Here is a 22620-nt window from a genome sequence, read left to right as displayed (position 1 = left end):
GGGAGGTGACGATTGCATGGTGGTTCAGCTGTTAAGTCGCCTCGGCGAGCCGGGCGCGAGCCGCCCGGGCCACCGCCACCATGCCTCTCAGCGCCTCACCCACCTCCTTCCACCCCCGGGTCTTCAGCCCGCAATCCGGGTTGATCCACAGCTGCCCCGGCGCCAGCACCTGGAGCGCGCGGGCGACCAGCTCGGCCATTTCCGCCTCGGCGGGTACCCGTGGTGAGTGGATGTCGTACACCCCGGGGCCGATGCCGTTGTGGTACTGGAACCGGGTGAAGGCGTCCAGCAGCTCCATCCGCGAGCGGCTGGTCTCGATTGAAATGACATCCGCGTCCATGGCGGCCACGGCCTCGATGATGTCGTTGAACTCCGAGTAGCACATGTGGGTGTGCACCTGCGTGGCGTCGCTGGTGCCGCCCGCGGTGATGCGGAAGGCGTCCACGGCCCAGTCGAGGTAGGCCTGCCAGTCGGCGCGGCGCAGCGGCAGGCCTTCGCGAAGGGCCGGCTCGTCCACCTGCACGATGCCGATGCCGGCGCGCTCCAGGTCGTGCACCTCGTCGCGCAGGGCCAGGGCGATCTGCCGGCACACCTCGGCACGCGGCAGGTCGTCGCGCACGAACGACCACTGCAGCATCGTCACCGGCCCGGTGAGCATGCCCTTCATGGGCCGCTGCGTGAGCGACTGGGCGTAGCGGGTCCATGCCACGGTCATGGCGGCCGGGCGCGCCACGTCGCCATAGATGATCGGCGGCTTGACGCAGCGCGAGCCGTAGCTTTGCACCCAGCCGTTCTTCGTGAACGCGTAACCATCGAGCTGCTCGCCGAAGTACTCGACCATGTCGTTGCGTTCGGGCTCGCCGTGCACGAGCACGTCGAGGCCGGCCTCTTCCTGGAAGCGCACGGCCCGGCGCACCTCTTCGCGCAACAGCGCGTCGTACTCGGCATCGCCGAGCTTGCCGGCGCGGTGCGCGGCACGGGCGCTGCGCAGTTCGTGGGTCTGCGGGAACGAACCGATCGTGGTGGTCGGTAGCGGAGGCAAGCCGAAGCGTTCGCGCTGCACGGCCGCGCGGTGGGCATAGCCCGAGCGGCGCTGGCTGGATTGCGGCGTGAGGCCGCGGACGCGGGCGCGCACGTCGGGCCGCACCACGTCCGCCGAGGCAAGGCGCGCCGCGACGACCTCGTGCTGGCGGGTGAGCGCGGCGGTGGCATCCCGCGCGCCGCGCGTGGCATCCGCGTAAAGGCGCAGCTCGCCGATCTTCTGCCGCGCGAACGAGAGCCAATGGGCGATGTCGCCCGGCAGTTGCTTCTCTTCCGCGGCATCGACGGGCACGTGCAGCAGCGAGCACGAGGGCGCCAGCCATAGCCGCTCGTCGGCCACGCGTGCGCGCAGGGTCTCCAGGCGCGGCAGGAGGGTGGCCGGGTCGCTCAGCCACACGTTGCGGCCGTCGACGAGCCCCGCCGACAGCACGCGGCCCGAGGGCAAGGCATCGAGCACCGCGTCGAGCTGCCCTGGCGCGCGCGCCAGGTCCACGTGCAGGCCCGCCACGGGAAGCGACACGGCAAGCCCGAGGTTGCCCTCGAGGCCGCCGAAATACGTGGCCAGCAGCACCTTCGCGGGGGAATGCGCGGCGAGCGTGTCGTACGTGCGGCGGAACGCGTCGCGGGTGCCTGCGTCGAGGTCCAGCACCAGCGCGGGCTCGTCCACCTGGATCCAGTCGGCCCCTGCGGCGACGAGCGCATCGACGAGGCCCAGCCATGCAGGCAGCAGCGCGTCGAGCAGGCCCAGCGCATGGCTACCGTCCACCGTTTTCGACAGTAGCAGGAAGGTGACCGGCCCCAGCAGCACGGGGCGGGCGCGATGGCCCGCCGCCACCGCCTCGCGGTATTCGGCGACCACCTTGGCTGGGTTCGCGCGGAAGACCTGGCCCGCATGCAGCTCCGGGACGATGTAGTGGTAGTTCGTGTCGAACCACTTGGTCATTTCGAGGGCGTGCAGGTCGTGGCGAGCGTCCTGGTGGCCACGCGCCATGGCGAAGTACCCGGCAAGCGGGTCGCTATCGTGCAGGGCGCGGTAGCGGGCGGGGATGGCATCCACCGCCACGGCCGCGTCGAGCACATGGTCGTAGAGGGCGAAGTCGTTCACCGGCACGCTGTCGGCACCCGCGTCGCGGGTGAGCTGCCAGTGGCGCTGGCGCAGCGTGGCGGCCGTGGCCAGCAGGTCGGCGGACGAGGCATCGCCCTTCCAGTAGGCCTCGAGGGCGCGCTTCAGTTCACGGCGCCGGCCGATGCGGGGAAAACCCAGGTAAGTCACATGTGGCATGGAAACGATCCTCTTTGGATGAAAGAGGAGGGAAGGGCGGGGCCCACCAACGGCCGCACCCGCCGTGGCGAGCACGGCAAGCGGCAGGCGTCATGCGGGCTGGCCGTCGACCTTCGCCCCCGCGGGCGAACCGATGGGCCGCCTCGCGGCCGCCCATCAGGTCGGTCGGCGCCCGCGCATCCATGACGATGCGCGGGCGCCGGCCGGCGGCAGGTCTTCGGGCTCGTGGATGTGGCACGCAAAACGTGCCGCCTTTGCCTGTCGCTTCCCGGGCTTGGCCCAGTGCGTGTGACAGGCGTCGTCTCCACATACCGCGGCGGGGCAGCGCCGGATTCGAACCGGCTTCCCTCTTAGCTTTATCTCTTTATTCGGATAAAGAGATAAAGACCGCTGGCGGCCGTGAAATTAGCCTCACGGCCCCGCGAAGTCAAATGCGCGAGGATGCAGCCATGGCGCATATCGTGTTCGCGACAGTGGGGTCGCAGGGCGACCTGTTCCCGCTCCTGGCGGTAGGACGCGAGCTCGCTGCTCGCGGTCATCGCGTTACCGTGGGCGCCCACGCGATCCACCGCGACGCCGTGCGCGACGCGGGCCTGGCGTTCGTCATGGCCAGTGGCATCGCCGAGCCAGACGACAAGGCCGCGTTCGCCGCGAAAGCCTTCCACCCGTGGAAGGGGCCGCGCTTTGTCGTGCGCGACCTCGCGGCGGCGGACGTCGCGGCGAGCTACCACGCGCTGAAGACCTTCTGCGGCGAAGCCGACGTGGTGGTGACGACCACGCTGGCCTTCGCAGGGCAGATCCTGGGTGAGACGCTGCCGGTGAAGTGGTTCTCGGCCGTGTTGTCGCCGTCGGTGTTCCTTTCGCCGTTTGATCCGCCTGCGACGGGCGTGGCGTGGCTTGACCGCTGGCTCCGCGGCTCGCCCGTGCGTGCGGGCTGGCTCGTGCGCTTCGTGGAGGCGGTGACGCACCCGTGGACGGCGGCCGTCCGCGATTTCCGGCGCACGCTTGGGCTCCCTCCGGTGGGGCCGGCGGGCGACCCGTTCCACCGTGGCCAGCACGGCCGCGACGGCGTGCTGGCGATGTACTCGCCGCATCTTGGCGCGTTGCCCGTGGATGCACCTGCCCACGCGGTGCTGGTGGGGCCGTGCCGTTACCTGCCATCGGCCGACGCGTTGCCACCGGGTGTGTCGCGGTGGCTGGATGCCGGCACGCCGCCGATCGTCTTCACCCTTGGCTCGGCCGCGGTGCACGCGGGCGAGCGCTTCCTGCGTGAAAGCGTGGCCGCTGCCGCGGCGCTGGGCCGGCGTGCCATCCTGCTGACGGGCTCACCCGCGTTGCGCGAGCGCCTCGGCGTGCTGGGCGACGACGTGCTCGCCATCGATTACGCACCGCACGGCGCGCTGTTCGCCCGCGCCTGTGCCGTGGTCCACCACGGTGGCATCGGCACGACGCACGAAGCCCTGCGTGCCGGCAAGCCATCGCTGGTGGTGCCCCATGGCTTCGACCAGCCCGATAACGCGGCGCGCGTGGCGCGGCTCGGCGTGGGCGCCGTGCTGCCGGCACGACGCTACCGCGCAGCTGGCGCCGCGGCAAAGCTGACCGCGATGCTTGGCGATGCCTCGTTGCTTGCCCGTGCCGAAGCGCTGGGCGAAGCCGTTCGCAGGGAACATGGTGCGAAGACCGCTGCCGATATCATCGAGGCGTCGCTTTGACGACCGCCTTTTTCTGTGGGAGCCAGCTTGCTGGCGATATGCCTGCACAAGCCCCCATCGCCAGCAAGCTGGCTCCCACAACAGGCGTGATTGGCCGTCAGAAGCCTGCGATGGGGTGCGGTACGTAGGCTTCTTCCAACGCCTTCATCTCGTCATCGGTAAGCCCAAGCTCCAGCGCTGCCACGGCATCATCGAGGTGGTGCGGCTTCGACGCGCCAACGATCGGCGCGGTGATGCCCGGCCGCTGCGCCACCCATGCCAGCGCCACCTGCGCACGCGGCACGCCGCGTGCCTCGGCGACCTTCTTCACCGCCGCGACCACCGCGCGGTCGGCGTCCTCGGTCGCGTTGTAAAGCGTGCCGCCGAACACATCCTTGTCCTGGCGCTCGCTGGTCTCATCCCAATCGCGCGTGAGGCGGCCGCGGGCCAGCGGGCTCCAGGGAATTACCGCGATGCCCTGGTCCTGGCAGAACGGGATCATCTCGCGTTCTTCCTCGCGCTGGATCAGGTTGTGGTGGTCCTGCATGCTGGTGAATTCCGTCCAGCCATGCAGCCGCGAGGTGTACACCATCTTCGCGAACTGCCACGCATGCATCGACGACGCACCGATGTAGCGCGCCTTGCCCGCTTTTACCACGTCGTGCAACGCTTCGAGCGTTTCCTCGATGGGCGTCTCCGCGTCGAACCGGTGGATCTGTAGCAGGTCGATGTAGTCGGTGCCGAGGCGCGCGAGCGAATCATCCACGGAATGGAAGATGGCCTTGCGCGACAGGCCCCCCATGTTCGGTCCTTTCTGCCAGCGGAAGAACGTCTTGGTCGCGATGACCACCTCGTCGCGGCGCGCGAAATCCTTCAATGCGCGCCCGACGATCTCTTCGGACGTGCCGTCGGAATACGCGTTGGCGGTGTCGAACGTGTTGATGCCGAGGTCGAGCGCCTTGCGCAGGAACGGGCGACTCAGCTCTTCGTCAAGCGTCCAGGCATGGTTGCCGCGCTCAGGCACCCCGTAGGTCATGCAGCCCAGGATCACGGGTGAGATCTCGAGACCGGTCCTGCCCAGTTTCACGTATCGCATGCGGGGAACTCCGTGGGGACGATCCGCGAAGCTTACGATAATTCGTGGTTCGATCCGCCTGTATGGAATTCAGGAAGTTCCTACGCAACGTGTCATCAATCGCCTACAGCGACGCCGGCCCTCCGCGCGTACGGTGGAGCTTACAATCGGCGCACGAAAGAGGAGGTTCCATGAGCTACAGATCGTTCAGGGCTGCGTATTCCGAGGAGGAGGCCAGGCACTTCGCTAGCGGGCCGGATGGCCCTCATGGCGGAATTCGTGCCATGCATAGGGCCATCAAGGAAGGCAGGGATTCTTTTACCCATAACGGAAGAACCTATGTGCTCGGGCGTCCGCCCGAGCACGGCACGGCTTTCACGCACTACATCAGGAAGATCCTGGGTGGGTCTTAGTCTTGCCGTGCTTGTCGCGCTTGTGTTCATGCTCCCTGGCGCGGCATTCGTGTTCACGCATCAGCGCGATGTGATCCACGCGCGGCAATCCGGTTTGGATAGCCATGTGTCCATCACCCTGGCCATGGCTATCACGGTTGCCTTGTTGGCCAATGCGTGTTGGTACGGGTTGTGGTCGCTTCTATGCGACCGCTTTGGGGCGCCGCGTCCCAATGCGGAAGCATTCCTGTCCCTCGTTGGCGGCGGCAGTGCGGCCGCCTCCATGGAGGCCATCCGTAGTGTCGCGGAACATCCGGTACGCATTGCGGCCTACTTCTGCTCCCTCACTGCCGTAGGGGCGGCTTTCGGCTCCTTTTTTCGTTCCATTGCAGCCTTGCTGCGCGGTGGGCGCGACAACGCCCTGTGGGGCAAGCTGCTTTCGCCCTCGGGTGTGTCGCTGGTCGGGCTCACTCTGGACGTCGAGCTGGATGGAGCATCCGTTCTGTTCACTGGGATGCTTCGCGACTACGCCGTGGACCGTGCCGGCGAGCTCGAGCGCGTTGTCCTTGAGAATGCCATGCGGAAGCCACTCCGAACGGCGGCCGGCTCGGGCGATGCAGCCTGGCGCGCCATACCCGGTGAGTTCGTCGTCATCAGGATGCTTTCGACCAGGACGATCCGGGTCGACTATCCCCTCCCGCGCCCGTGAGCACTTGAAGGCCGGGAATCAGCCCCTACTTAAGGCAGGCACTTGCCGTCCCCGAGGCGCAAGCGTACGATCCGCCCCCAATCCAACGAGCCGCCCGCCATGTTTGCCTGCAAGCACGCATTGATCCACCTGCCAACGATCGCCCCATGGGCGCGTCGCGGGTGCGCGCGCGCCGTGGCAGGCCATACGCCGTAACGGCGCGGGCCTCGAACGCATACCAAAAGCACCCGCAAGGGTGCTTTTTTTTGTCCGTGATTTTACCGATCCGCTACCGGAGCACCGTGCCATGAAGACCCGCCGCGATCCCCGATCCTGACCCGTCCCACCCACGCCAGGGGCGACGGGAAAGCCTCGGGGAATGCCTCGCTCGAATACGCACGAGCCCCTGGCGCCCCTGATTGGAACCGTTCAGCCATGAGTACCCGCGATACCACCATCCCCGTCGGCCGTTGGCGCAACCTCGGCATCATCGCCCACGTCGACGCCGGCAAGACCACGCTCACCGAGCGCCTGCTTTACAAGACCGGCACGATCCATCGCACCGGCGAGGTGCACGATGGCGCGACCACCACCGACCACATGGAACTCGAGCGCGAGCGTGGCATCACGATCGGCGCCGCCGCCGTGCGCGCGAACTGGACGCCGCAGGGCGGCCAGCCGCACCGCCTCACGCTCATCGACACGCCCGGGCACATCGACTTCGCCATCGAGGTGGAGCGTTCGCTGCGCGTGCTCGACGGGGCCGTCGTGGTGTTCTCCGGCGTGGCCGGCGTGCAGCCGCAATCCGAGACCGTGTGGCACCAGGCGCGCCGCCACGGCGTGCCGCTGATGGCGTTCGTCAACAAGATGGACCGCCCCGGCGCGGACTTCGACGCCACGCTTGCGCAGATGCGCGAGAAGCTGGGTGCGAACCCGTGGGTGGTCGCGCGCCCGGTCATCGACGGCGAGCACATCGTGGGCCTGGTCGACCTGGTAAGCGAGCGCACCTGGCTGTTCGACGAGAAGGGCACGCCTGCGATCACGCCGTGGGGCGAGGCCGAGCGCGCCACCCACGCGGCGGCGCGCGCCGAACTCGTGGCCGCGGTGGCGGAATACGACGATGCGCTGGCCGAGCGTTGGCTGGCGGACCAGCCCGTGGATGCCGACGCCCTCGCGGCGGCCCTGCGCCGCGGCACGCTGGCGGGCCTTGGCCAGCCGGTGCTGCCGGGCTCGGCGTTCCGCAACGTGGGCATCGAGCCGCTGCTCGACGCGTTCGTCGCCTATCTGCCTTCGCCCATCGACCGGCCTTCCGTCGTCGCGCACACCGACAACGGCGACGTGCAGGTGGCGCCGGACGCAGGCGCGCCGCTCGCCGCGCTGGTCTTCAAAGTGGTGAACCAGTCGCACGGCCCGCTGGCGTTCGTTCGCGTCTACGCGGGCCGCCTGCACGTGGGCGATGCCGTGTGGCGCAGCGGCAGCGACCGCACGCAGCGCGTGGGCCGCCTGGCCGTGGTTCGCGCGGAAGACACCGAGGCCGTGGAAGCGGCCGAGGCCGGCGACATCGTGGCCATCGCGGGCTGGAAGGACGTGGCCACCGGCGAGACGCTGGCCGACGTGCACCACCCGGTGCGGCTGGAAACCATCCAGGCGCAGCCGGCCGTGCTGTCGTGGCGGCTCTCGCCCGAGCGTTCGGCCGACCTGCTCAAGCTCGGCAACGGGCTGGCGCGCCTGGCGCAGGAGGACCCGTCGTTCCGCGTCGGCACCGACCCGGACACCGGCGAGACCCTCGTCTGGGGCATGGGCGAACTCCACCTCGACGTGATGGTGGAACGCCTGCGCCGCGAATGGGGCGTGCAGGTGCGCACGGGCTCGCCGCGTGTGGCCTACCAGGAAACCCCGGCGAAGGCGTCGGGCCCCGTGGAAGGCAAGCTCGCCAAGCAGACCGGTGGCAGCGGCCAGTACGCGCGCGTGGTGCTGTCGGTGTCGCCGGTGGAAGGCGACGCGAACCGCTACGAGGATCGCACCACGGGCGGCGTCATCCCGAAGCCGTTCCAGGCGGCGGTGCAGAAGGGTGCCGAGCAGGCCTTGCTGGAGGGCCCGCGCGGGTTCCCGGTGGTGGGCACGGAAGTGGTGGTGCTCGATGGCCAGGCCCATGCCGTGGACTCGAACGAAGCCGCGTTCCACCGTGCCGCGCAGATGGCGGTGAAGGCAGCCCTGGAGGCCACCGGCACCGTGCTGCTCGAGCCGGTGATGCGTGTCTCGGTCACCGTGCCGGGTTCGGCGGTCGGCGATGTGCTGGGCGATTTGCAGCGCCGCGGCGGCCAGATCGTGAACCTCACCGATGCGCAGGAGCGCACGGTGATCGAAGCCGACGTGCCGCTGGCCCAGCTCGACGGGTACAGCACCGCGCTGCGCAGCCTGAGCCAGGGCCGCGCCGCCGCCACGGTGGCGTTCCACGCCTACCGCCCGGCAAGCGTGCAGGAGGTTGCCCGCAAGTCGGCGTGAGGTGTGGGAGCGCGCTCCCACAGGGGTAGGGTAGGCTTGCGGCCATGCTTACCTATGCCGAAGCCCTGGCCACGCTGTTAAAGGAAGCCCACCCGCTCGAAACCGAGCGGGTGGGCCTTTCTTCGTCCCTGGGCCGCATCCTCGCGGCCTATGTCAGTAGCCCGCTTTCCCTACCCTCGTTCGATAACGCGGCGATGGATGGTTTTGCGATCCGCGCAGGCGCTGGTGACATCCCCTCAGGCACCGCCTTCACCATCGCCGGCATGCAGGCCGCCGGTGACGGCACCACCGCGTACCCCGGTGCCGACGCGTGCGAAATCGCGACGGGTGCGCGCGTACCCGATGGTTTCGACACCGTGGTACCCGTCGAACGCTGCGAGCGCATGGGCGATATCGTCCGCCTTACGCAGGCTGAGCCACGCGGTCAGAACATCCGCCGCGCCGGCGGCGATATCGCGACAGGTGCACCTGCGCTCACGGCCGGCCGGCGCATCGATGCCGCGGCCATCATGTTGCTCGCGGCGCTAGGCATCGGCGACGTCCCGGTTGCCCGCCGCCCGCGTGTCGTCATCATCAATACCGGTAGTGAACTCCATGACAGCGGGCCGCTCCCCGAAGGCGGCATCCACGATTCGAACGGGCCGTTCCTCGAAGCCATGCTGGCGTCGTGGGGCGTCGACTTGCTGGCGCGCCACCGGGTGCCAGACACGGGTGATGCCTTCGCGCACGCCGTGCGTGAAGCGATGCACGCAGGCGTCGACCTGATCATCACCACGGGCGCCGTCTCGGCCGGGCGCTTCGACTTCGTGCCATCGGCCCTCGCGGCGTTGGGTGCGCGCGAGTGTTTCCATAAAGTCGCCATCCGCCCCGGCAAACCGATCCTTGCCGCGCGTTTCGACGGGGGCCCGCTCGTACTGGGCCTGCCGGGCAATCCCATTGCCGTCGCCGTCGGCCACCGGTTCTTCCTCACACCCGTGTTGCGTGCCATGGCCGGGTTGGCGCCAGAAAAGCCCTTGCGCGTACGCCTGGCCGAAGGCCACGATGTCCGCCCCGGCCTGCAGCACTTCGCCCTTGGCCGCGTCGAGGCAGACGCGGAGGGCCGCCAGGTCGCGCGCGTGCAGCGCAACCAGGCGGCGTACCGCATCGTGCCGTTCACGCAGGCAAACACCTGGCTTACCGCCGACGGCAGCTTCGGCGAGGTGGTCGACGCGTGGCCGCTCGACCCTGCGGCGGCAACATGATCGGGGTCATCCTCGCGGGCGGCCTTTCGTCACGCATGGGCGAGGACAAGGCCCTGCTTGAGATCGGTGGCATTACTTTGCTTGAGCGCACGCGGCAGGTGTTGCTCGAAGCCGGCGCGGAGCGTGTCGTCGTCAGTGGCGCGCGCCACGGCGGCATCGCCGACCGCTGGACGGCGAAGGGGCCCGTCGGCGGCATCGCGAGCGTGGCGGGCGAGCTCGACGACAGTGAACTGCTCGTCGTTCCCGTCGACATGCCCCGCCTCAGCGTCGCGCTGCTCGCGCCGCTATGCGACGAACGCCGCATGCACGCGACCCGCTGGGCCGGGCACCCGTTGCCCATGCGTCTCACGCTCGACGCAGCCACCCGTGCCGTGCTCGCCGACATGGTGGAGCTGGAAGGCAAGGCCTGCTCGGTATCCGCCTTGCAGGGCCGCGTCGGCGTGGCGACACTCTCGCTCGACGGCGCCGACACGCGCGCGCTGGTGAACTGCAACACCCCCGATGACTGGCACGAGGCGAACGCATGAGGGTGCAACTGGAAAACGACACGATCCGCGTCCGCATCGACGAGGATGAGCTCGGGGAACTGCTCGACGACGTCGCGCTGCTGGGATCCACGGCCTTCGGCCGCGCCTTCACCATGCGCTATGCGATCGATGCCACGGGTTCCGGCCTCTGCACGCTCGATGGGGATGCCCATGAGTGGCGGCTCGAGGTGCCGCGCGCGCGGCTGCTGGAACTGAAAGCGCGCCTGCCAAGCAAGGACGGCCTGCTGTTCGATATCCCCGGCCTCGACACCGTGGCCACCACCGTGCTGCTCGACGTGGATGTGAAAGACAGCCTGAAACGCCGCCGCTAAGCCCCTGGTCTTGTGGGAGCCAGCTTGCTGGCGATGTGCTTGCGGCAAGACCCATCGCCAGCAAGCTGGCTCCCACACATGGCCAGCAAGCTGGCTCCTACACATGGCCAGCAAGCTGGCTCCCATAAGACGGGGTTAGACGTCTATGGCCTTGATGCGCTCGGGGCGGCTGTAGACGTTGAAACGCGACGTGCGCGCGAAGCCCACGAGCGTGAGGCCGCAGTCGGCCGCAAGCGACACGGCCAGCGCCGTGGGCGCGGAGATGGCCACCAGCACCGTGATGCCCGCGACGGCCGCCTTCGTCACCATCTCGTAGCTGGCGCGGCTAGTGATGACGGCGAACCCTTCGCGCGGGTCGAGGCCACGCCGTGTCATCGCACCCACCAGCTTGTCGAGGGCGTTGTGGCGGCCGACGTCCTCGCGCACCACGACGAGGGAACCATCGGCGCGCGCCCATGCCGCGGCGTGCACCGAGCCGGTGTACGCGTTGATGGGCTGCTCGGCGCGCAGCGCCTCGAGCGCGCGTTCGATGGCGTCGGGGCTGACATTGGTGCCTGCCGCGACGGGGCGGGGGCGGCGGATCACGTCTTCGAGCTCGCGCGTGCCGCAGATGCCACAGCCGCTGCGGCCGGGGATGTTTCGCTCTTTGTGGGAGGGCGGGTCACCGTCCATCGCCGGCAAGCCGGCTCCCATCGTCCTGACGTCGATCGTGATGCCTTCGAGCACTTCGTGGATCTCGATGCTGTCGATCTCGCGCACGTCGCCCACGCGGTTTTCGGTGAGCGCGAAGCCGCGGGCGAAGTCTTCAAGATCCACCGGCGAGGCCATCATGACGGCGAAGGGTGCGCCGTTGACGTGGATGGCCACGGGGATCTCCTCGGCGAGCCGGTCCTTGTCCTCCACGGCGCGGCCGCGCTCGTAGCGCGTGACGGTGCGGCTGGCACTGCCCGCCGGCGGGATGTGTTCATGCCGCATGGGCGGCCTTCCTGCGCGTCGGCGCGGTGGGCTCCGTGGCGGCGACGATGCGCACCGGCACGGATTTGTACGTGGGCGTGCCCGAGTGGCTGTCGTGGTTCTCGAGCGAGATAAGCGCGTTGCCTTCGGGGTAATACATGGCCACGGAGCCTTCGGCGATATCGTAGGCCACGGCGGTGAAGCCACGCACGGCGCGCTGCCTGCCATCGGCGATGTTGCGGCCCGTGGCCAGGATGTCGATGCGGTCGCCGTGCGCGAGGCCGCGCGCGGCGAGGTCGCGCGCGTGCATGAACACCACGTCGCGCCGGCCGGTGACGCCGCGGTAGCGGTCGTTGAGGCCGTAGATGGTGGTGTTGTACTGGTCGTGCGAGCGGATGGTGGTAAGCATCAGGCCGCCTTCTTCCACCCGGTCGTCCTCGTCGAGGCCGCGGGCAAGCAGGAAGTGGGCGCGTTTCTCGGGCGTGGCCCAGTCGCGCTCGCTGGCGGCGACGCGCAGGCGGAACCCGCCGGGCACGTTCAGGCGTGCGTTGAAGTCGAAGAAGATGGGGAAGACCTTCTCGATGTCGTCGCGGATGAGGTTGTAATCGCCCACGAGCCGATCCCAGTCCACGCGTGTACCGGGCAGCGTGGCTTTCGCGATGCCCGCCACGATCCACGGTTCCGAACGCAGGTGCTCCGAGGCCGGCTTCAGCGTGCCCGCCGAGGCGTGCACCATCGACATCGAATCCTCCACCGTCACGGCCTGCGGCCCGGTGGCTTGCTCGTCGAGTTCGGTGCGGCCAAGGCAGGGCAGGATCAGCGTCTCCTTCGCCAGCAGCAGGTGCGAGCGGTTGAGCTTGGTCGCGACATGCACGGCCAGGTCGAGCTTGCGCATGGCGCGGAAGGTTTCTTCCGTATCGGGCATGGCCACCGCCAGGTTGCCGCCCAGCGCGATCATGGCCTTCGAGCGGCCTTCGCGGATGGCGATGATCGAGGCCACGGCATCATGGCCATGCTCCGCCGGCGGCTCGAACCCGTACGTGCGGCGGATGCCTTCGTTGAGCTCGGCGTTGGGTTTCTCGGTGATGCCGACGGTGCGGTCGCCCTGCACGTTGCTGTGGCCGCGCAACGGGCAGATGCCGGCACCCTGGCGGCCGATGTTGCCGCGCATGAGCAGCAGGTTGGCGATCTGCTGCACGTTCTCCGTGCCGTGCTGGTGCTGGGTGATGCCCATGCCATAGCAGATGATCGTGGCCTTCGCGTTCGCGTAGATGGCCGCGGCGTGCTCCACCTCGGTGCGCGTGAGGCCGCTGACGCGCTCGATGTCGGCCCACCCGGTGGCACGCACGTCGGCGACCAGCGCCTCGAAACCCAGCGTGTTCTCCGCGATGAAGGCATGGTCGATCGCGTCATGCTCGACGAGGTACTTCATCATGCCCTTCAGCACCGCGACATCGCCGCCGATCTTCACTTTGTAATAGGTGGAGGCGATGCGCACCGACTTGCCGGTGAGCATCTCGGAGGGGTGCTGCGGCGAAGTGAAGCGTTCCAGGCCGCGCTCGGGCATCGGGTTCATCACCACGATGGGCACGCCCCGTAGCGAGGCCTCGCGTAGCGTGGAGAGCATGCGCGGGTGGTTCGTGCCCGGGTTGTGGCCGATGCAGAAGATGGCATCGCAGTGGTCGAAATCGTCGAGCGTCACGGTGCCCTTGCCCGAGCCCACCGACCTGGGCAGGCCCACGCTGGTGGCCTCGTGGCACATGTTGGAGCAGTCGGGGAAGTTGTTGGTGCCGTACTCGCGGACGAACAGCTGGTAGAGGAACGCCGCTTCGTTCGATGCGCGGCCCGAGGTATAGAACTCGGCCATGTTCGGGTCGGGCAGGGCGCGTAGCGCGGCCCCGATGCGGCGGAAGGCTTCATCCCATGCCACCGGCTGGAAGGTATCGGTGGCCGCGTCATACGCCATGGGGTGGGTAAGCCGGCCGAGGCCCTCGAGCGTGTAATCGCTCAGCTTCCACAGCTCGGCCACCGGGTTCTTCGCAAAGAACGCCGGCCGCACGCGCTTGGCCGTGGCCTCCCACGAGACGGCCTTGGCGCCGTTCTCGCAGAACTCGAACGAGGAGGTTTCCTTCGGGTCGGGCCACGCGCAGCCGGGGCAGTCGAAGCCCTTGGGCTGGTTCACCTTGTGCAGGGCGATGGACTCGCGCGCCAGCGCCATCTGGCCGCTCAGCGCACGGGCCACGGCGCCAAGGGCACCCCAGCCACCGGCCGGGCTGTCGTACTCATCGATGCCAGGAACCCGCTTGTCACTCATACGCCCAAACCCATGTGTGCCCAAACCCATGCGTACCCAAACCCATGTGTACCCAAACCCATGTGGGAGCGCGCTTGCGCGCGAAACGCCAACAACGCGACGAAGCGGCAACACCCCCACCCGGCCACACCAAACACCATTCTACGACGCCCCCCTTTCAACCAAGTAAACGGCCCCATTTCCACCGAACAAAAGCTTCACGCCGCTTTTGCGCCCCACCCCCCAACCTCCGCGCCGCTCGGCGTCCCTCCCCAGGCGCCAGGAACGATGTTTATGACCGTATTCCAGCCCCGGCTCGCGGCCCTTCCCGCGGAGGCCCCGGCCCCGCGCGGCCTGCCCATCGGCGACATGCGCGGCCATGGCCTCGTCACCGCTGACGCGGCGCTTGCGGCGCTCGCCCTCGACCGGGCGGGCGGCCTGCTGCGTGCCTCGCACCCGGAGCGGGCCCTGCTTAGCCTGCAGATGGACGGTGACGTGCAGTGGGTATCGGCCTACGTGCCGGGTACCAACGTGCTGGAGACGGTGGGCCATGCCGACGGCGCCGAACTGCGCGTGGCGGATTTCATGGCCGTGGCCGAAGGCCGCCCGGGCCAGGCCGAGGCGCTGGCGGCCGGCCGCTTCGTGCGCATCGTGACGTGCACCGAGGGCGAGGCCTCGTTCCGGCTGGTCTGCGCCGCGCGCCTTGCCGACGCCGGCAAGTGCGACGCCCGCACCGACGATGGCTGGTACCTCGCCTGCTCGCGCCCGCTGGGCACGGGGGCCGATGTGGTCGCGACCCACGTGCGCCTCGCCGCGGGCGAGAGCGTCGCGTTCGTCATGGCCGACGAGCCGGTGCAGGGCGGCCCGGGGTTGTCCGCCGAAGCGCTGCACGCGCTGGGCGACACGATCCATTACTGGACCTGGTGGAGCGATCGCTGCCGCTACAAGGGCGAGGATTTCGATGCCCGCCTGCGCGAGGCACTGACCCTGAAGCTCACGCTGGGGCCAGATGGCCTCGTGATCGACGAGCCTGGCGCCGCGGGTTTCGTGCCCGCCCCGCTGGGCGACGCCACCCGCGCGGCGGCCACCTTCCTGGCCCTGGGCTACCGCCACGAGTGCGCCACGCTGCTCGGCCAGGTGTACGAGAACGGCCTGGACGTGCGCGACCACGACCGCTGGTCGTTCGACGAGCAGTTCGTGCAGACCCTCGATGCCTATGTGCTGCGCTACGGCACCACGGCGCTGCCCGGCGAGCTCCGCCGGGCCGCCGAGCGCGACCCCGTCGCATTGTGCAATGCACAAAAAGCATGACGTAAGCAGAGACATGCAAGCTCTGCATACCTGATACATCGCGCATCGCGTTGTTCCCGGGTGCCCGCTGACGCGAGGATCAGCCCCGTTTTCGCCGCATGGCCGGCACCGGGGACCGATCCAATGACGCAACGCCGCTACACCTTCGCCTTCCTTGCCGCGATGGCCGCCACCACGGCCGTCGCGCAGACGACGCCCGATGCCCAGCAACCGCGGCAGACGACGCCGGACAAGCCGAAGGACAAGGGCGGCCCCGTGGACAAACTGCGCGACGAGGGCATCTCGCTGCGCTTCGTGTGGGCGAACGACTGGGCGGCCAGCGTGCGTGGCGGCGAGCGCCTGGGCGCGACCAATGGCGGTGGCGCCGTGGGTGGCGCGGACCTCGACATGGGCAAGCTCGCCGGCATCGAAGGCGGCAAGATCCACATCACCTTCTCGCGCTACTACGGCCACAGCGTGGCGGCCGACGATATCGGCGTGCTGCAGAAGATCCAGGGCTACTGGTACCCGAAGCGGCAGTGGGAACTGGCCCAGCTGACGTGGGAGCAGCAGTTCAAGGAAAGCCACATCAACGTGCTGGCCGGGCGCATCAACGCGACGTGGCAGTTCGGGCGCTCGACCTATGGCTGTCGCTTCGTCAGCGCGCCGGATTGCCCCTACCAGCTCACCAACACCTCGGGCGGCTTCACCGGGTTCCCCTACGTGAACTGGGGCGCGCGCGTGAAGTACCAGCCCGATGCCCGCTATGTTTCCATCGGCGCGTTCGAGATCAACCCGGAGCGCCGCAACAACAATGGTCTCAACTGGGGCCTGAATGATTCCACGGGCGTGCTGGTGCCGGTGGAAGTGGGCTACGAAACGAGCTTCGCCACCGACCCCTACCCGAAGCACCTGAAGATCGGCGGCTGGTACAACTCCGCGCCGTTCACCGACCCGGAGCTCAACACGAAAGGCCTGCACCGCGGCCTCGCCGGCGGCACGCCGCGCAACTACGACGGTGGCCGCTACGGCCTCTACGTGCTCGCCGACAAGGTGGTGTACAAGCCCGACCCGAACAGCGACACACGCAACCTCGCGGTGTTCGCGTCGGCCACGGGGCCCCTGGATAACGCGGAGAACTACACGCTGCAGTCCACGGCGGGCCTACTGTGGACCGGCCTGTCGCGGGCGCGGCCGAACGATTCGCTCGGGTTCCAGGCCACGTGGTTCCGCTTCAGCCGCAAGGCCGTGGGCTACGAGGACGACCTCATCACCAAGAACCATGGCGATGGCCACTTCAAGCGCGATGAGCTGATGACCGAACTCAACTACAGCTACAAGCTGTTCCCCGTCGTGAGCCTGGTGCCGAACCTGCAGTACATCGTGCACCCCGACGTGCTGGGCAACACGGTGGGCGTGCACCGCGTGCCCGCCAACGCCATCGTCGTGGGGCTGCGCGTGATGGTGAACATGGGCGGCCCCGGCAGCCAGTAAGCGGCATAATGGCCCCCAGGTGGACTATCGCGCGCCGTGACCTTGGACCTGAAACACCTGCAGAGCTTCATCCGCATCGTCGAGTTCGGCAGCCTCACGCGGGCCGCCGCCACGCTCGATGTGTCGCAATCGCTGCTCAGCCGCCAGGTGCGCCAGCTGGAGATCGAGCTGGGCACCCACCTGCTCGAGCGCAATGGCCGCGGCGTGGTGCCCACCGAGGCTGGCCGCGAGCTCGTCGAACACGGCCGCGGCATCCTGCGCCAGGTGGAAGTGGCGCGGCTGTCGCTGGGCCAGAGCCGCGGCGTCTACGCCGGCAAGCTGGCCATCGGCCTGCCGCCCAGCGTGGGTTCCACGCTCACGGTGGAACTGGTGATGCGCTTCCGCGAGCGTTACCCGCAAGCGCAGATCAGCGTCGTGGAGGCGTTGAGCGCGAGCCTGCTGGAATGGCTGCAGCTGGGCCGCCTCGATTGCGCGCTGCTGTACAACCCCGCGGTGAACGCGAACATGCGTTTCCGCCACGTGCACTCCGAGGAACTCAACCTCATCGGCACCACGCGCGACGGCCGTACGTTGCCCGAATCCGTGCCGCTGGCGACGCTAGGGCAGTACCCGCTCATCATTCCTTCGCCACTGCACTCCGTGCGCCAGCTGATCGAGACTGACGCCGCGCGCTATGGGGTGGGGCTCGATATCCGCCTCGAAATCGATTCGGTGCGCTCGCTGCTCGATCTTGTCGAGCGTGGCGTCGGCTACGGCGTGCTCTCGCGCAACGCGCTGCTCACCCGCCGTGGCGAGCACGATTTGCGTGGCGTGCCCATCGTGATGCCACAGATCACGACGCGCCTGGTGGTGGCCACCCCGACGCAGCGGCCCACCAGCCCGATCACCGAGAAGGCGCTCGAGATCGTCGACGAACTCATCGCCGAGGGGCGGCTCAACGCCGACCGATGAGTGGTGCAATGCAACAATTGCATGCCGTGAGCAAAGACATGCAATTCGTGCATAACAGAAAGGCGGCATATCGCGTTGTTCGGGTGCGTCGGGGTCGGGACCATCGTCCCCATCCCCGGCTCAGCGTGATCCGAACCCGATGTCGTACGAAATCCCCTGCTGGTACATGCGCGGTGGCACCTCCAAGGGGCCGTTCTTCCGCGCCGCCGACCTCCCCGAAGACACGGCCACCCGTGATGCGGTGATCCTCGCCGCGATGGGCTCGCCCGACGAGCGTCAGATCGACGGCCTCGGCGGCGCGAAGCCGCTGACCAGCAAGGCCGGCATCCTTTCGATCCCCACCGATGGCGCCGCCGACCTCGATTTCCTGTTCGGCCAGGTGGGTATCGCCGAGGGCAAGGTCGACACCACGCCCAACTGCGGCAACATGCTGGCTGCCGCGCTGCCAGCCGCCATCGAGGCCGGCCTGCTCAGCGCCGATGAGGGCACCACCACGCGCCGCGTCCGCACGGTGAATACGGGCGTCATCGCCGAGATCACCCTGCAGACGCCCGGCGGCCGGCCCCTCTACGACGGCGATGCCCACATCGACGGCGTGCCGCGCCCCGCGGCGCCCGTCACCTGCGGCTTCCTCGATACAGAAGGTTCGCTCTCCGGCGCGTTGCTGCCCACGGGCAACCTGCGCGACACGATCGATGGCGTGGAAGTGACGCTCATCGACAACGGCATGCCGGTGATGCTGGTGAACGCGGCCGACCTTGGCGTGCAGGGCGACGAACGCCCCGAGGCACTCGATGCGGACACCGCGCTGAAGGCACGCATCGAAGCGCTGCGCCTGAAGGCCGGCCCGTTGATGAACCTCGGCGATGTGTCGGGCAAGCCGGTGCCGAAGATCACGCTGGTGTCGCTGCCGCGCCATGGCGGCGCGCTCGGTACGCGCACCTTCATCCCGCACGACTGCCACACGTCGATCGGCGTGCTCGGCGCGGTCACCGTGGCCACCGCAGCCGTCATGCCCGGCACCGTGGCCGCCGATGTCGCGAATGCGGGGCAGGGCGATGCGCGCACGCTCTCCATCGAGCACCCGACGGGCGAATTCAGCGTGGAGCTCGGGCTGGCGCAGGGCCGTGTCGTCCGCGCCGCCTTGCTGCGTACCGCGCGCCTGCTGATGCGCGGCACGGTACCTGTTTCCCCTTCGACCTGGGCCGGCCCCGGCGCCGCCTGACCCCCTACCCACGGAGACCCCAACCATGTCCGACACCAAGACCGCGCTGGTCGTCAGCGCCCATTCCGCCGACTTCGTGTGGCGCGCCGGCGGCGCCATCGCCCTCCATGCCGCGCAGGGCTGGAAGGTGCATATCGTGTGCCTCTCGTTCGGCGAGCGCGGCGAATCCGCGAAGCTGTGGCGGCAGAGCGGCATGACGATGGACAAGGTGAAGACCGATCGCCGCCGCGAAGCCGAGGAGGCCGCGGGCATCCTCGGCGCCAGTGTCGAGTTCCTCGACATCGGCGACTACCCGATGCGCGCCGACCTCGATGTCGTGTTCCACCTGGCCAAGGTGTACCGCGAGCTGCGCCCGTCGTTCGTCCTCAGCCATTCGCTGAAGGATCCCTACAACTTCGACCACCCGCTGGCCACGCACGTGGCGCAGGAAGCCCGTGTCGTCGCCCAGGCGCACGGCCACGACCCCGAGGTGCCGGTGATCGGCGCGCCGCCGGTGTTCCTGTTCGAGCCGCACCAGCCGGAACAGTGCGAGTGGAAGCCGGAGCTCTTCCTCGACATCTCGTCGGTGTGGGAGAAAAAGCAGGCCGCGTTCGAGACCATGCGCGCGCAGGAGCACCTTTGGGAGTACTACACCCGGGTGGGCCTGCAGCGCGGTGCCCAGGCCACGCGCAACTCCGATTTCAAGATCAAGTACGCCGAGGCCTACCAGCGCGTCTTCCCGCACGTGACCCAGGGGACGCTGGCATGATGGGCGTCGTGGTCCGCAATCGCCCTTCCATCTCGCCCGAACAGGCCCAGTCGCTGGCCTCGATGGGCGTGGCGACGGTGCACGAGGCGCAGGGCCGCATCGGCCTGTTCCTGCCACCGATCAAGCCGATCCAGCAGGATCGCGCCATCGCCGGTTCGGCTGTCACCGTGCTCGCGCAGCCCGGCGATAACTGGATGTTGCACGTGGCGGTGGAGCAGTGCCGCGCCGGCGACATCCTCGTGGTGGCCTGCACCACCGAGAATTCCGACGGCATGTTCGGCGACTTGCTCGCCACGTCGTTGATGGCGCGCGGCGTGGCGGGGCTCGTCATCGATGCCGGTGTGCGCGATACCGCCGACCTGCGCCGCATGGGGTTCCCCGTGTGGGCGCGGGATGTGCACGCGCGCGGGACGGTCAAGGCCACGCTGGGCTCGGTGAACATCCCCGTCGTGATCGGCGGGCAGTGGGTGAAGCCGGGCGACGCCATCGTGGCCGATGACGACGGCGTGGTGGTGGTGGCGCATGCCACCGTGGATGCCGCCATCGCCGCATCACGCAAGCGCGTGCTGAACGAAGAAGCCAAGCGCGCCCGCCTCGCGGCGGGCGAACTGGGCCTGGATATTTACGATATGCGCCCGCGCCTGGCGGAAGCCGGCCTGCGCTATGTGGACGACCTGCCGAATGACTGATCCGCTCAAGGGCTGCCTGCCCCCCGACCCGAACCCCACCAATCCGCTGCAGGCCATGCCGCCGCTTTCCTGCGACGCGCACTGCCACGTGTTCGGCCCCGCCAGCCGCTTCCCGTACGCGCCCGACCGTAGCTACACGCCACCCGACGCGCCGTACGAGCACCTGGAGGCGCTGCACGATTTCCTCGGCTTCGACCGCGGCGTGATCGTGCAGGCCAGCTGCCATGGCACCGACAACACCGCCATGCTCGATGCCATCGCGCGCAGCAACGGCCGTTACAAAGGCGTCGCCATCGTCGACGACGGCATCGATGAAGCCGGCCTCTCGACGCTCGACGCCGGTGGCGTGCGTGCCGTGCGCTTCAACTTCGTGCAGCACCTCGGCGGCCGCCCGGATATGAAGGTGTTCTGGCGCGTGCTCGATCGCGTCGCCGAGATGGGCTGGCACGTGGTGCTGCACCTCGATGCGCAGGACATCGTCGAACTGCAGGACGTGCTCGCGAAGATCCGCGTGCCCTTCGTCATCGACCACATGGGCCGCGTCCAGGCCGCCAAGGGCGTGGACCAGGAGCCGTTCCGCCTGCTGCTGGCGCTGATGCGCGATAATCCGCTGGCCTGGGTGAAGGTGTGCGGCGCCGAGCGTGTCTCGGTGGGCAAGAAGCCCTTCGACGATGCCATCCCGTTCGCGCAGGCGCTGATCGAGGCCGCGCCCGAGCGCGTGCTGTGGGGTACCGATTTCCCGCACCCCAACATCTCCAAGGACATGCCCAACGACGGCGGCCTGGTGGACCTCATGTTCCGCTTCTGCCCCGACGAGGCCCTGCGCCATCGCCTGCTGGTCGCCAACCCCGCCCGCCTGTACGACTTCACCTGAGCCCGCCATGCCCGAGACCACCGCTAACTCCCTGCCGGCGCCGCCGCGCAAGCCCTTCTACCGGCAGCTGTATATCCAGGTGCTGGTGGCGGTGGTCATCGGCGTCATCCTCGGGTACCTGTCGCCGAAGTACGCCGTGGCCATGAAGCCGCTGGGCGATGCCTTCATCGCGCTCATCCGCATGGTCATCGGGCCGATCATCTTCTGCACGGTGGTCACGGGCATCGCCGGCATGCGCGACATGCGCAAGGTGGGCCGCGTGGGTGGCAAGGCGCTGCTGTATTTCGAGCTTATCTCCACCATCGCGCTGTTCTTCGGCCTGGTGGCGGGCCACGTGTTCCACCCGGGCTCCGGTTTCAACGTCGACCCCACCACGCTGAAATCGGGCGAGATCGGCAACCTCGTGGCGCAGGGCCACAACATCGAGTCCATCGAGTTCGTGCTGGGGATCATCCCCACCACCTTCGTCAACGCGTTCGCGAAGGGCGACGTGTTGTCGATCCTGCTGGTGTCGGTGTTGTTCGGCTGTGCGCTGGCGGCCATCGGCGAGCGCGGCAAGCCCGTGTACGACGTGATCGAGGCGGGCGCGCAGGTGTTCTTCAAGATCGTGCACTACATCACCGCGGTATCGTCCATCGGCGCGTTCGGCGCCATGGCTTTCACCATCGGCAAATACGGCGTGGTGTCGCTGGTGCCGCTGATGGAGCTCATCGGCAGCTTCTACCTCGTGTGCGTCATCTTCGTGGTGCTCATCCTCGGCATCGTCGCGCGCATCGCCGGGTTCAGCATCCTGCGCTTCTGCGCCTACATCCGCGACGAGCTGCTCATCGTGCTGGGCACCTCCTCGTCCGAGGTGGTGCTTGCGCCGCTGATGCGCAAGATGCAGGAGCTGGGCTGCCCGAAGGAAACCGTGGGCCTGGTGGTGCCCACCGGCTATTCGTTCAACCTCGACGGCACCAACATCTACCTCACCATGGCCATCCTGTTCATCGCGCAGGCACTGAACATCGACCTCACGATCCAGCAGCAGGTCACCGTGGCCATCGTGGGCATGCTCACCTCGAAGGGCGCCTCCGGCGTCGCGGGCGCCGCCCTGGTGATGCTGGCCTCCACGCTCAGCGTGGTGCCCGTGGTGCCCGTCGCCGGCATGGTGCTCATCCTCGGCATCCACCGCTTCCTCGGCACCGGCCTGGCCATGACCAACCTCGTCGGCAACGGCGTGGCCGCCATCGTGGTGTGCGCGTGGGAAAAGGAACTCGACCGCGACAAGCTCGCGGCAACCCTGAAAAAAGCCTGACAAGCTCCTGTAGGAGCGCACTTGTGCGCGA

General features: G+C 68.4%; 18 protein-coding genes and 1 riboswitch. Of the genes, 14 read left to right on the top strand and 4 right to left on the bottom strand.

Features of this window, described 5'->3' with window-relative positions; all coding sequences use genetic code 11:
- Positions 1-31: 31 nt before the first annotated feature.
- A complete protein-coding gene (gene metE / locus VI08_RS00090) occupies positions 32-2323 on the bottom strand; it encodes a 5-methyltetrahydropteroyltriglutamate--homocysteine S-methyltransferase (protein ID WP_045827500.1) in 2292 nt (763 codons plus the stop codon).
- A 191-nt stretch (positions 2324-2514) separates the two neighbouring features.
- Positions 2515-2730, bottom strand: a riboswitch (cobalamin riboswitch).
- A 42-nt stretch (positions 2731-2772) separates the two neighbouring features.
- Here metE and VI08_RS00085 point away from each other — a divergent pair.
- Entirely contained in the window at positions 2773-4035 is a 1263-nt protein-coding gene (locus tag VI08_RS00085) for a glycosyltransferase (RefSeq protein WP_198148797.1), read from the top strand.
- A gap of 97 nt (positions 4036-4132) precedes the next feature.
- Here VI08_RS00085 and VI08_RS00080 read toward each other — a convergent pair whose 3' ends face one another.
- On the bottom strand, positions 4133-5110 hold the full coding sequence (locus VI08_RS00080) for an aldo/keto reductase (protein ID WP_045827498.1): 978 nt from the start codon (positions 5108-5110) through the stop codon (positions 4133-4135).
- Positions 5111-5491: 381 nt separating this feature from the next.
- On the opposite strand from VI08_RS00080, the gene VI08_RS00075 reads away from it, so the two are divergent.
- The 5 genes from VI08_RS00075 to VI08_RS00055 all read left to right on the top strand — a co-directional run bounded on the left by VI08_RS00075 (position 5492) and on the right by VI08_RS00055 (position 10774).
- Positions 5492-6190 carry a hypothetical protein gene (locus tag VI08_RS00075; protein WP_045827497.1) on the top strand — a complete coding sequence of 233 codons (699 nt, stop codon included), beginning with the start codon at positions 5492-5494 and terminating at the stop codon, positions 6188-6190.
- A 414-nt stretch (positions 6191-6604) separates the two neighbouring features.
- Complete coding sequence (fusA, locus tag VI08_RS00070) at positions 6605-8674, top strand: elongation factor G (protein WP_045827496.1); 2070 nt, start codon at positions 6605-6607, stop codon at positions 8672-8674.
- A gap of 44 nt (positions 8675-8718) precedes the next feature.
- Complete coding sequence (locus VI08_RS00065; RefSeq protein ID WP_045827495.1) at positions 8719-9915, top strand: molybdopterin molybdotransferase MoeA; 1197 nt, start codon at positions 8719-8721, stop codon at positions 9913-9915.
- A complete protein-coding gene (gene mobA / locus VI08_RS00060; protein ID WP_157006148.1) occupies positions 9885-10442 on the top strand; it encodes a molybdenum cofactor guanylyltransferase in 558 nt (185 codons plus the stop codon). The genes VI08_RS00065 and mobA overlap by 31 nt, the downstream gene beginning before the upstream one ends.
- On the top strand, positions 10439-10774 hold the full coding sequence (locus tag VI08_RS00055) for a hypothetical protein (protein WP_045827493.1): 336 nt from the start codon (positions 10439-10441) through the stop codon (positions 10772-10774). Before mobA ends, VI08_RS00055 begins: the two co-directional genes overlap by 4 nt.
- A gap of 135 nt (positions 10775-10909) precedes the next feature.
- On the opposite strand, the gene fdhD is transcribed toward VI08_RS00055, so the two are convergent.
- Complete coding sequence (fdhD, locus tag VI08_RS00050) at positions 10910-11749, bottom strand: formate dehydrogenase accessory sulfurtransferase FdhD (protein ID WP_045827492.1); 840 nt, start codon at positions 11747-11749, stop codon at positions 10910-10912.
- Positions 11739-14042, bottom strand: a complete 2304-nt coding sequence (locus tag VI08_RS00045) for an FdhF/YdeP family oxidoreductase (RefSeq protein ID WP_045827491.1) — start codon at positions 14040-14042, stop codon at positions 11739-11741. The genes fdhD and VI08_RS00045 overlap by 11 nt, the downstream gene beginning before the upstream one ends.
- A 273-nt stretch (positions 14043-14315) precedes the next feature.
- Between VI08_RS00045 and VI08_RS00040 the strand changes: the two genes are divergently transcribed.
- The 8 genes from VI08_RS00040 (at position 14316) to VI08_RS00005 (ending at position 22589) form a co-directional block, all read left to right on the top strand.
- Positions 14316-15332, top strand: a complete 1017-nt coding sequence (locus VI08_RS00040) for a hypothetical protein (protein ID WP_045827490.1) — start codon at positions 14316-14318, stop codon at positions 15330-15332.
- 123 nt (positions 15333-15455) lie between these two features.
- The gene (locus VI08_RS00035; protein WP_045827489.1) at positions 15456-16805 is read left to right on the top strand and encodes a carbohydrate porin; all 1350 of its coding nucleotides are present in this window, start codon (positions 15456-15458) and stop codon (positions 16803-16805) included.
- A gap of 36 nt (positions 16806-16841) precedes the next feature.
- Entirely contained in the window at positions 16842-17756 is a 915-nt protein-coding gene (locus tag VI08_RS00030) for a LysR substrate-binding domain-containing protein (protein ID WP_198148796.1), read from the top strand.
- A gap of 139 nt (positions 17757-17895) precedes the next feature.
- Positions 17896-18981 carry a 4-oxalomesaconate tautomerase gene (locus VI08_RS00025; RefSeq protein WP_045827487.1) on the top strand — a complete coding sequence of 362 codons (1086 nt, stop codon included), beginning with the start codon at positions 17896-17898 and terminating at the stop codon, positions 18979-18981.
- 25 nt (positions 18982-19006) lie between these two features.
- The gene (locus tag VI08_RS00020; protein ID WP_045827486.1) at positions 19007-19729 is read left to right on the top strand and encodes a PIG-L deacetylase family protein; all 723 of its coding nucleotides are present in this window, start codon (positions 19007-19009) and stop codon (positions 19727-19729) included.
- Entirely contained in the window at positions 19729-20418 is a 690-nt protein-coding gene (locus tag VI08_RS00015; RefSeq protein ID WP_198148802.1) for a 4-carboxy-4-hydroxy-2-oxoadipate aldolase/oxaloacetate decarboxylase, read from the top strand. Before VI08_RS00020 ends, VI08_RS00015 begins: the two co-directional genes overlap by 1 nt.
- The gene (locus VI08_RS00010) at positions 20411-21292 is read left to right on the top strand and encodes an amidohydrolase family protein (RefSeq protein WP_045827484.1); all 882 of its coding nucleotides are present in this window, start codon (positions 20411-20413) and stop codon (positions 21290-21292) included. Before VI08_RS00015 ends, VI08_RS00010 begins: the two co-directional genes overlap by 8 nt.
- 7 nt (positions 21293-21299) lie before the next feature.
- Positions 21300-22589 carry a dicarboxylate/amino acid:cation symporter gene (locus tag VI08_RS00005; RefSeq protein WP_045827483.1) on the top strand — a complete coding sequence of 430 codons (1290 nt, stop codon included), beginning with the start codon at positions 21300-21302 and terminating at the stop codon, positions 22587-22589.
- Positions 22590-22620 lie beyond the last annotated feature (31 nt).

This window comes from Luteibacter yeojuensis, from assembly GCF_000964085.1.
Classification (GTDB): domain Bacteria; phylum Pseudomonadota; class Gammaproteobacteria; order Xanthomonadales; family Rhodanobacteraceae; genus Luteibacter; species Luteibacter yeojuensis_A.
The sequence above is the reverse complement of the archived record's forward strand: the minus strand, read 5'-3'. Positions and strand labels throughout refer to the sequence as shown.

Coding starts and splice junctions, on each gene's coding strand:
- VI08_RS00055 (WP_045827493.1), top strand. CDS start 10,439: ATGAGGGTGCAACTGGAAAACGACACGATCCGCGTCCGCATCGACGAG.
- fdhD (WP_045827492.1), bottom strand. CDS start 11,749: ATGCGGCATGAACACATCCCGCCGGCGGGCAGTGCCAGCCGCACCGTC.
- VI08_RS00085 (WP_198148797.1), top strand. CDS start 2,773: ATGGCGCATATCGTGTTCGCGACAGTGGGGTCGCAGGGCGACCTGTTC.
- VI08_RS00010 (WP_045827484.1), top strand. CDS start 20,411: ATGACTGATCCGCTCAAGGGCTGCCTGCCCCCCGACCCGAACCCCACC.
- VI08_RS00035 (WP_045827489.1), top strand. CDS start 15,456: ATGACGCAACGCCGCTACACCTTCGCCTTCCTTGCCGCGATGGCCGCC.
- VI08_RS00015 (WP_198148802.1), top strand. CDS start 19,729: ATGGGCGTCGTGGTCCGCAATCGCCCTTCCATCTCGCCCGAACAGGCC.
- VI08_RS00040 (WP_045827490.1), top strand. CDS start 14,316: ATGACCGTATTCCAGCCCCGGCTCGCGGCCCTTCCCGCGGAGGCCCCG.
- fusA (WP_045827496.1), top strand. CDS start 6,605: ATGAGTACCCGCGATACCACCATCCCCGTCGGCCGTTGGCGCAACCTC.
- metE (WP_045827500.1), bottom strand. CDS start 2,323: ATGCCACATGTGACTTACCTGGGTTTTCCCCGCATCGGCCGGCGCCGT.
- VI08_RS00080 (WP_045827498.1), bottom strand. CDS start 5,110: ATGCGATACGTGAAACTGGGCAGGACCGGTCTCGAGATCTCACCCGTG.
- VI08_RS00005 (WP_045827483.1), top strand. CDS start 21,300: ATGCCCGAGACCACCGCTAACTCCCTGCCGGCGCCGCCGCGCAAGCCC.
- VI08_RS00025 (WP_045827487.1), top strand. CDS start 17,896: ATGTCGTACGAAATCCCCTGCTGGTACATGCGCGGTGGCACCTCCAAG.
- VI08_RS00045 (WP_045827491.1), bottom strand. CDS start 14,042: ATGAGTGACAAGCGGGTTCCTGGCATCGATGAGTACGACAGCCCGGCC.
- VI08_RS00065 (WP_045827495.1), top strand. CDS start 8,719: ATGCTTACCTATGCCGAAGCCCTGGCCACGCTGTTAAAGGAAGCCCAC.
- VI08_RS00020 (WP_045827486.1), top strand. CDS start 19,007: ATGTCCGACACCAAGACCGCGCTGGTCGTCAGCGCCCATTCCGCCGAC.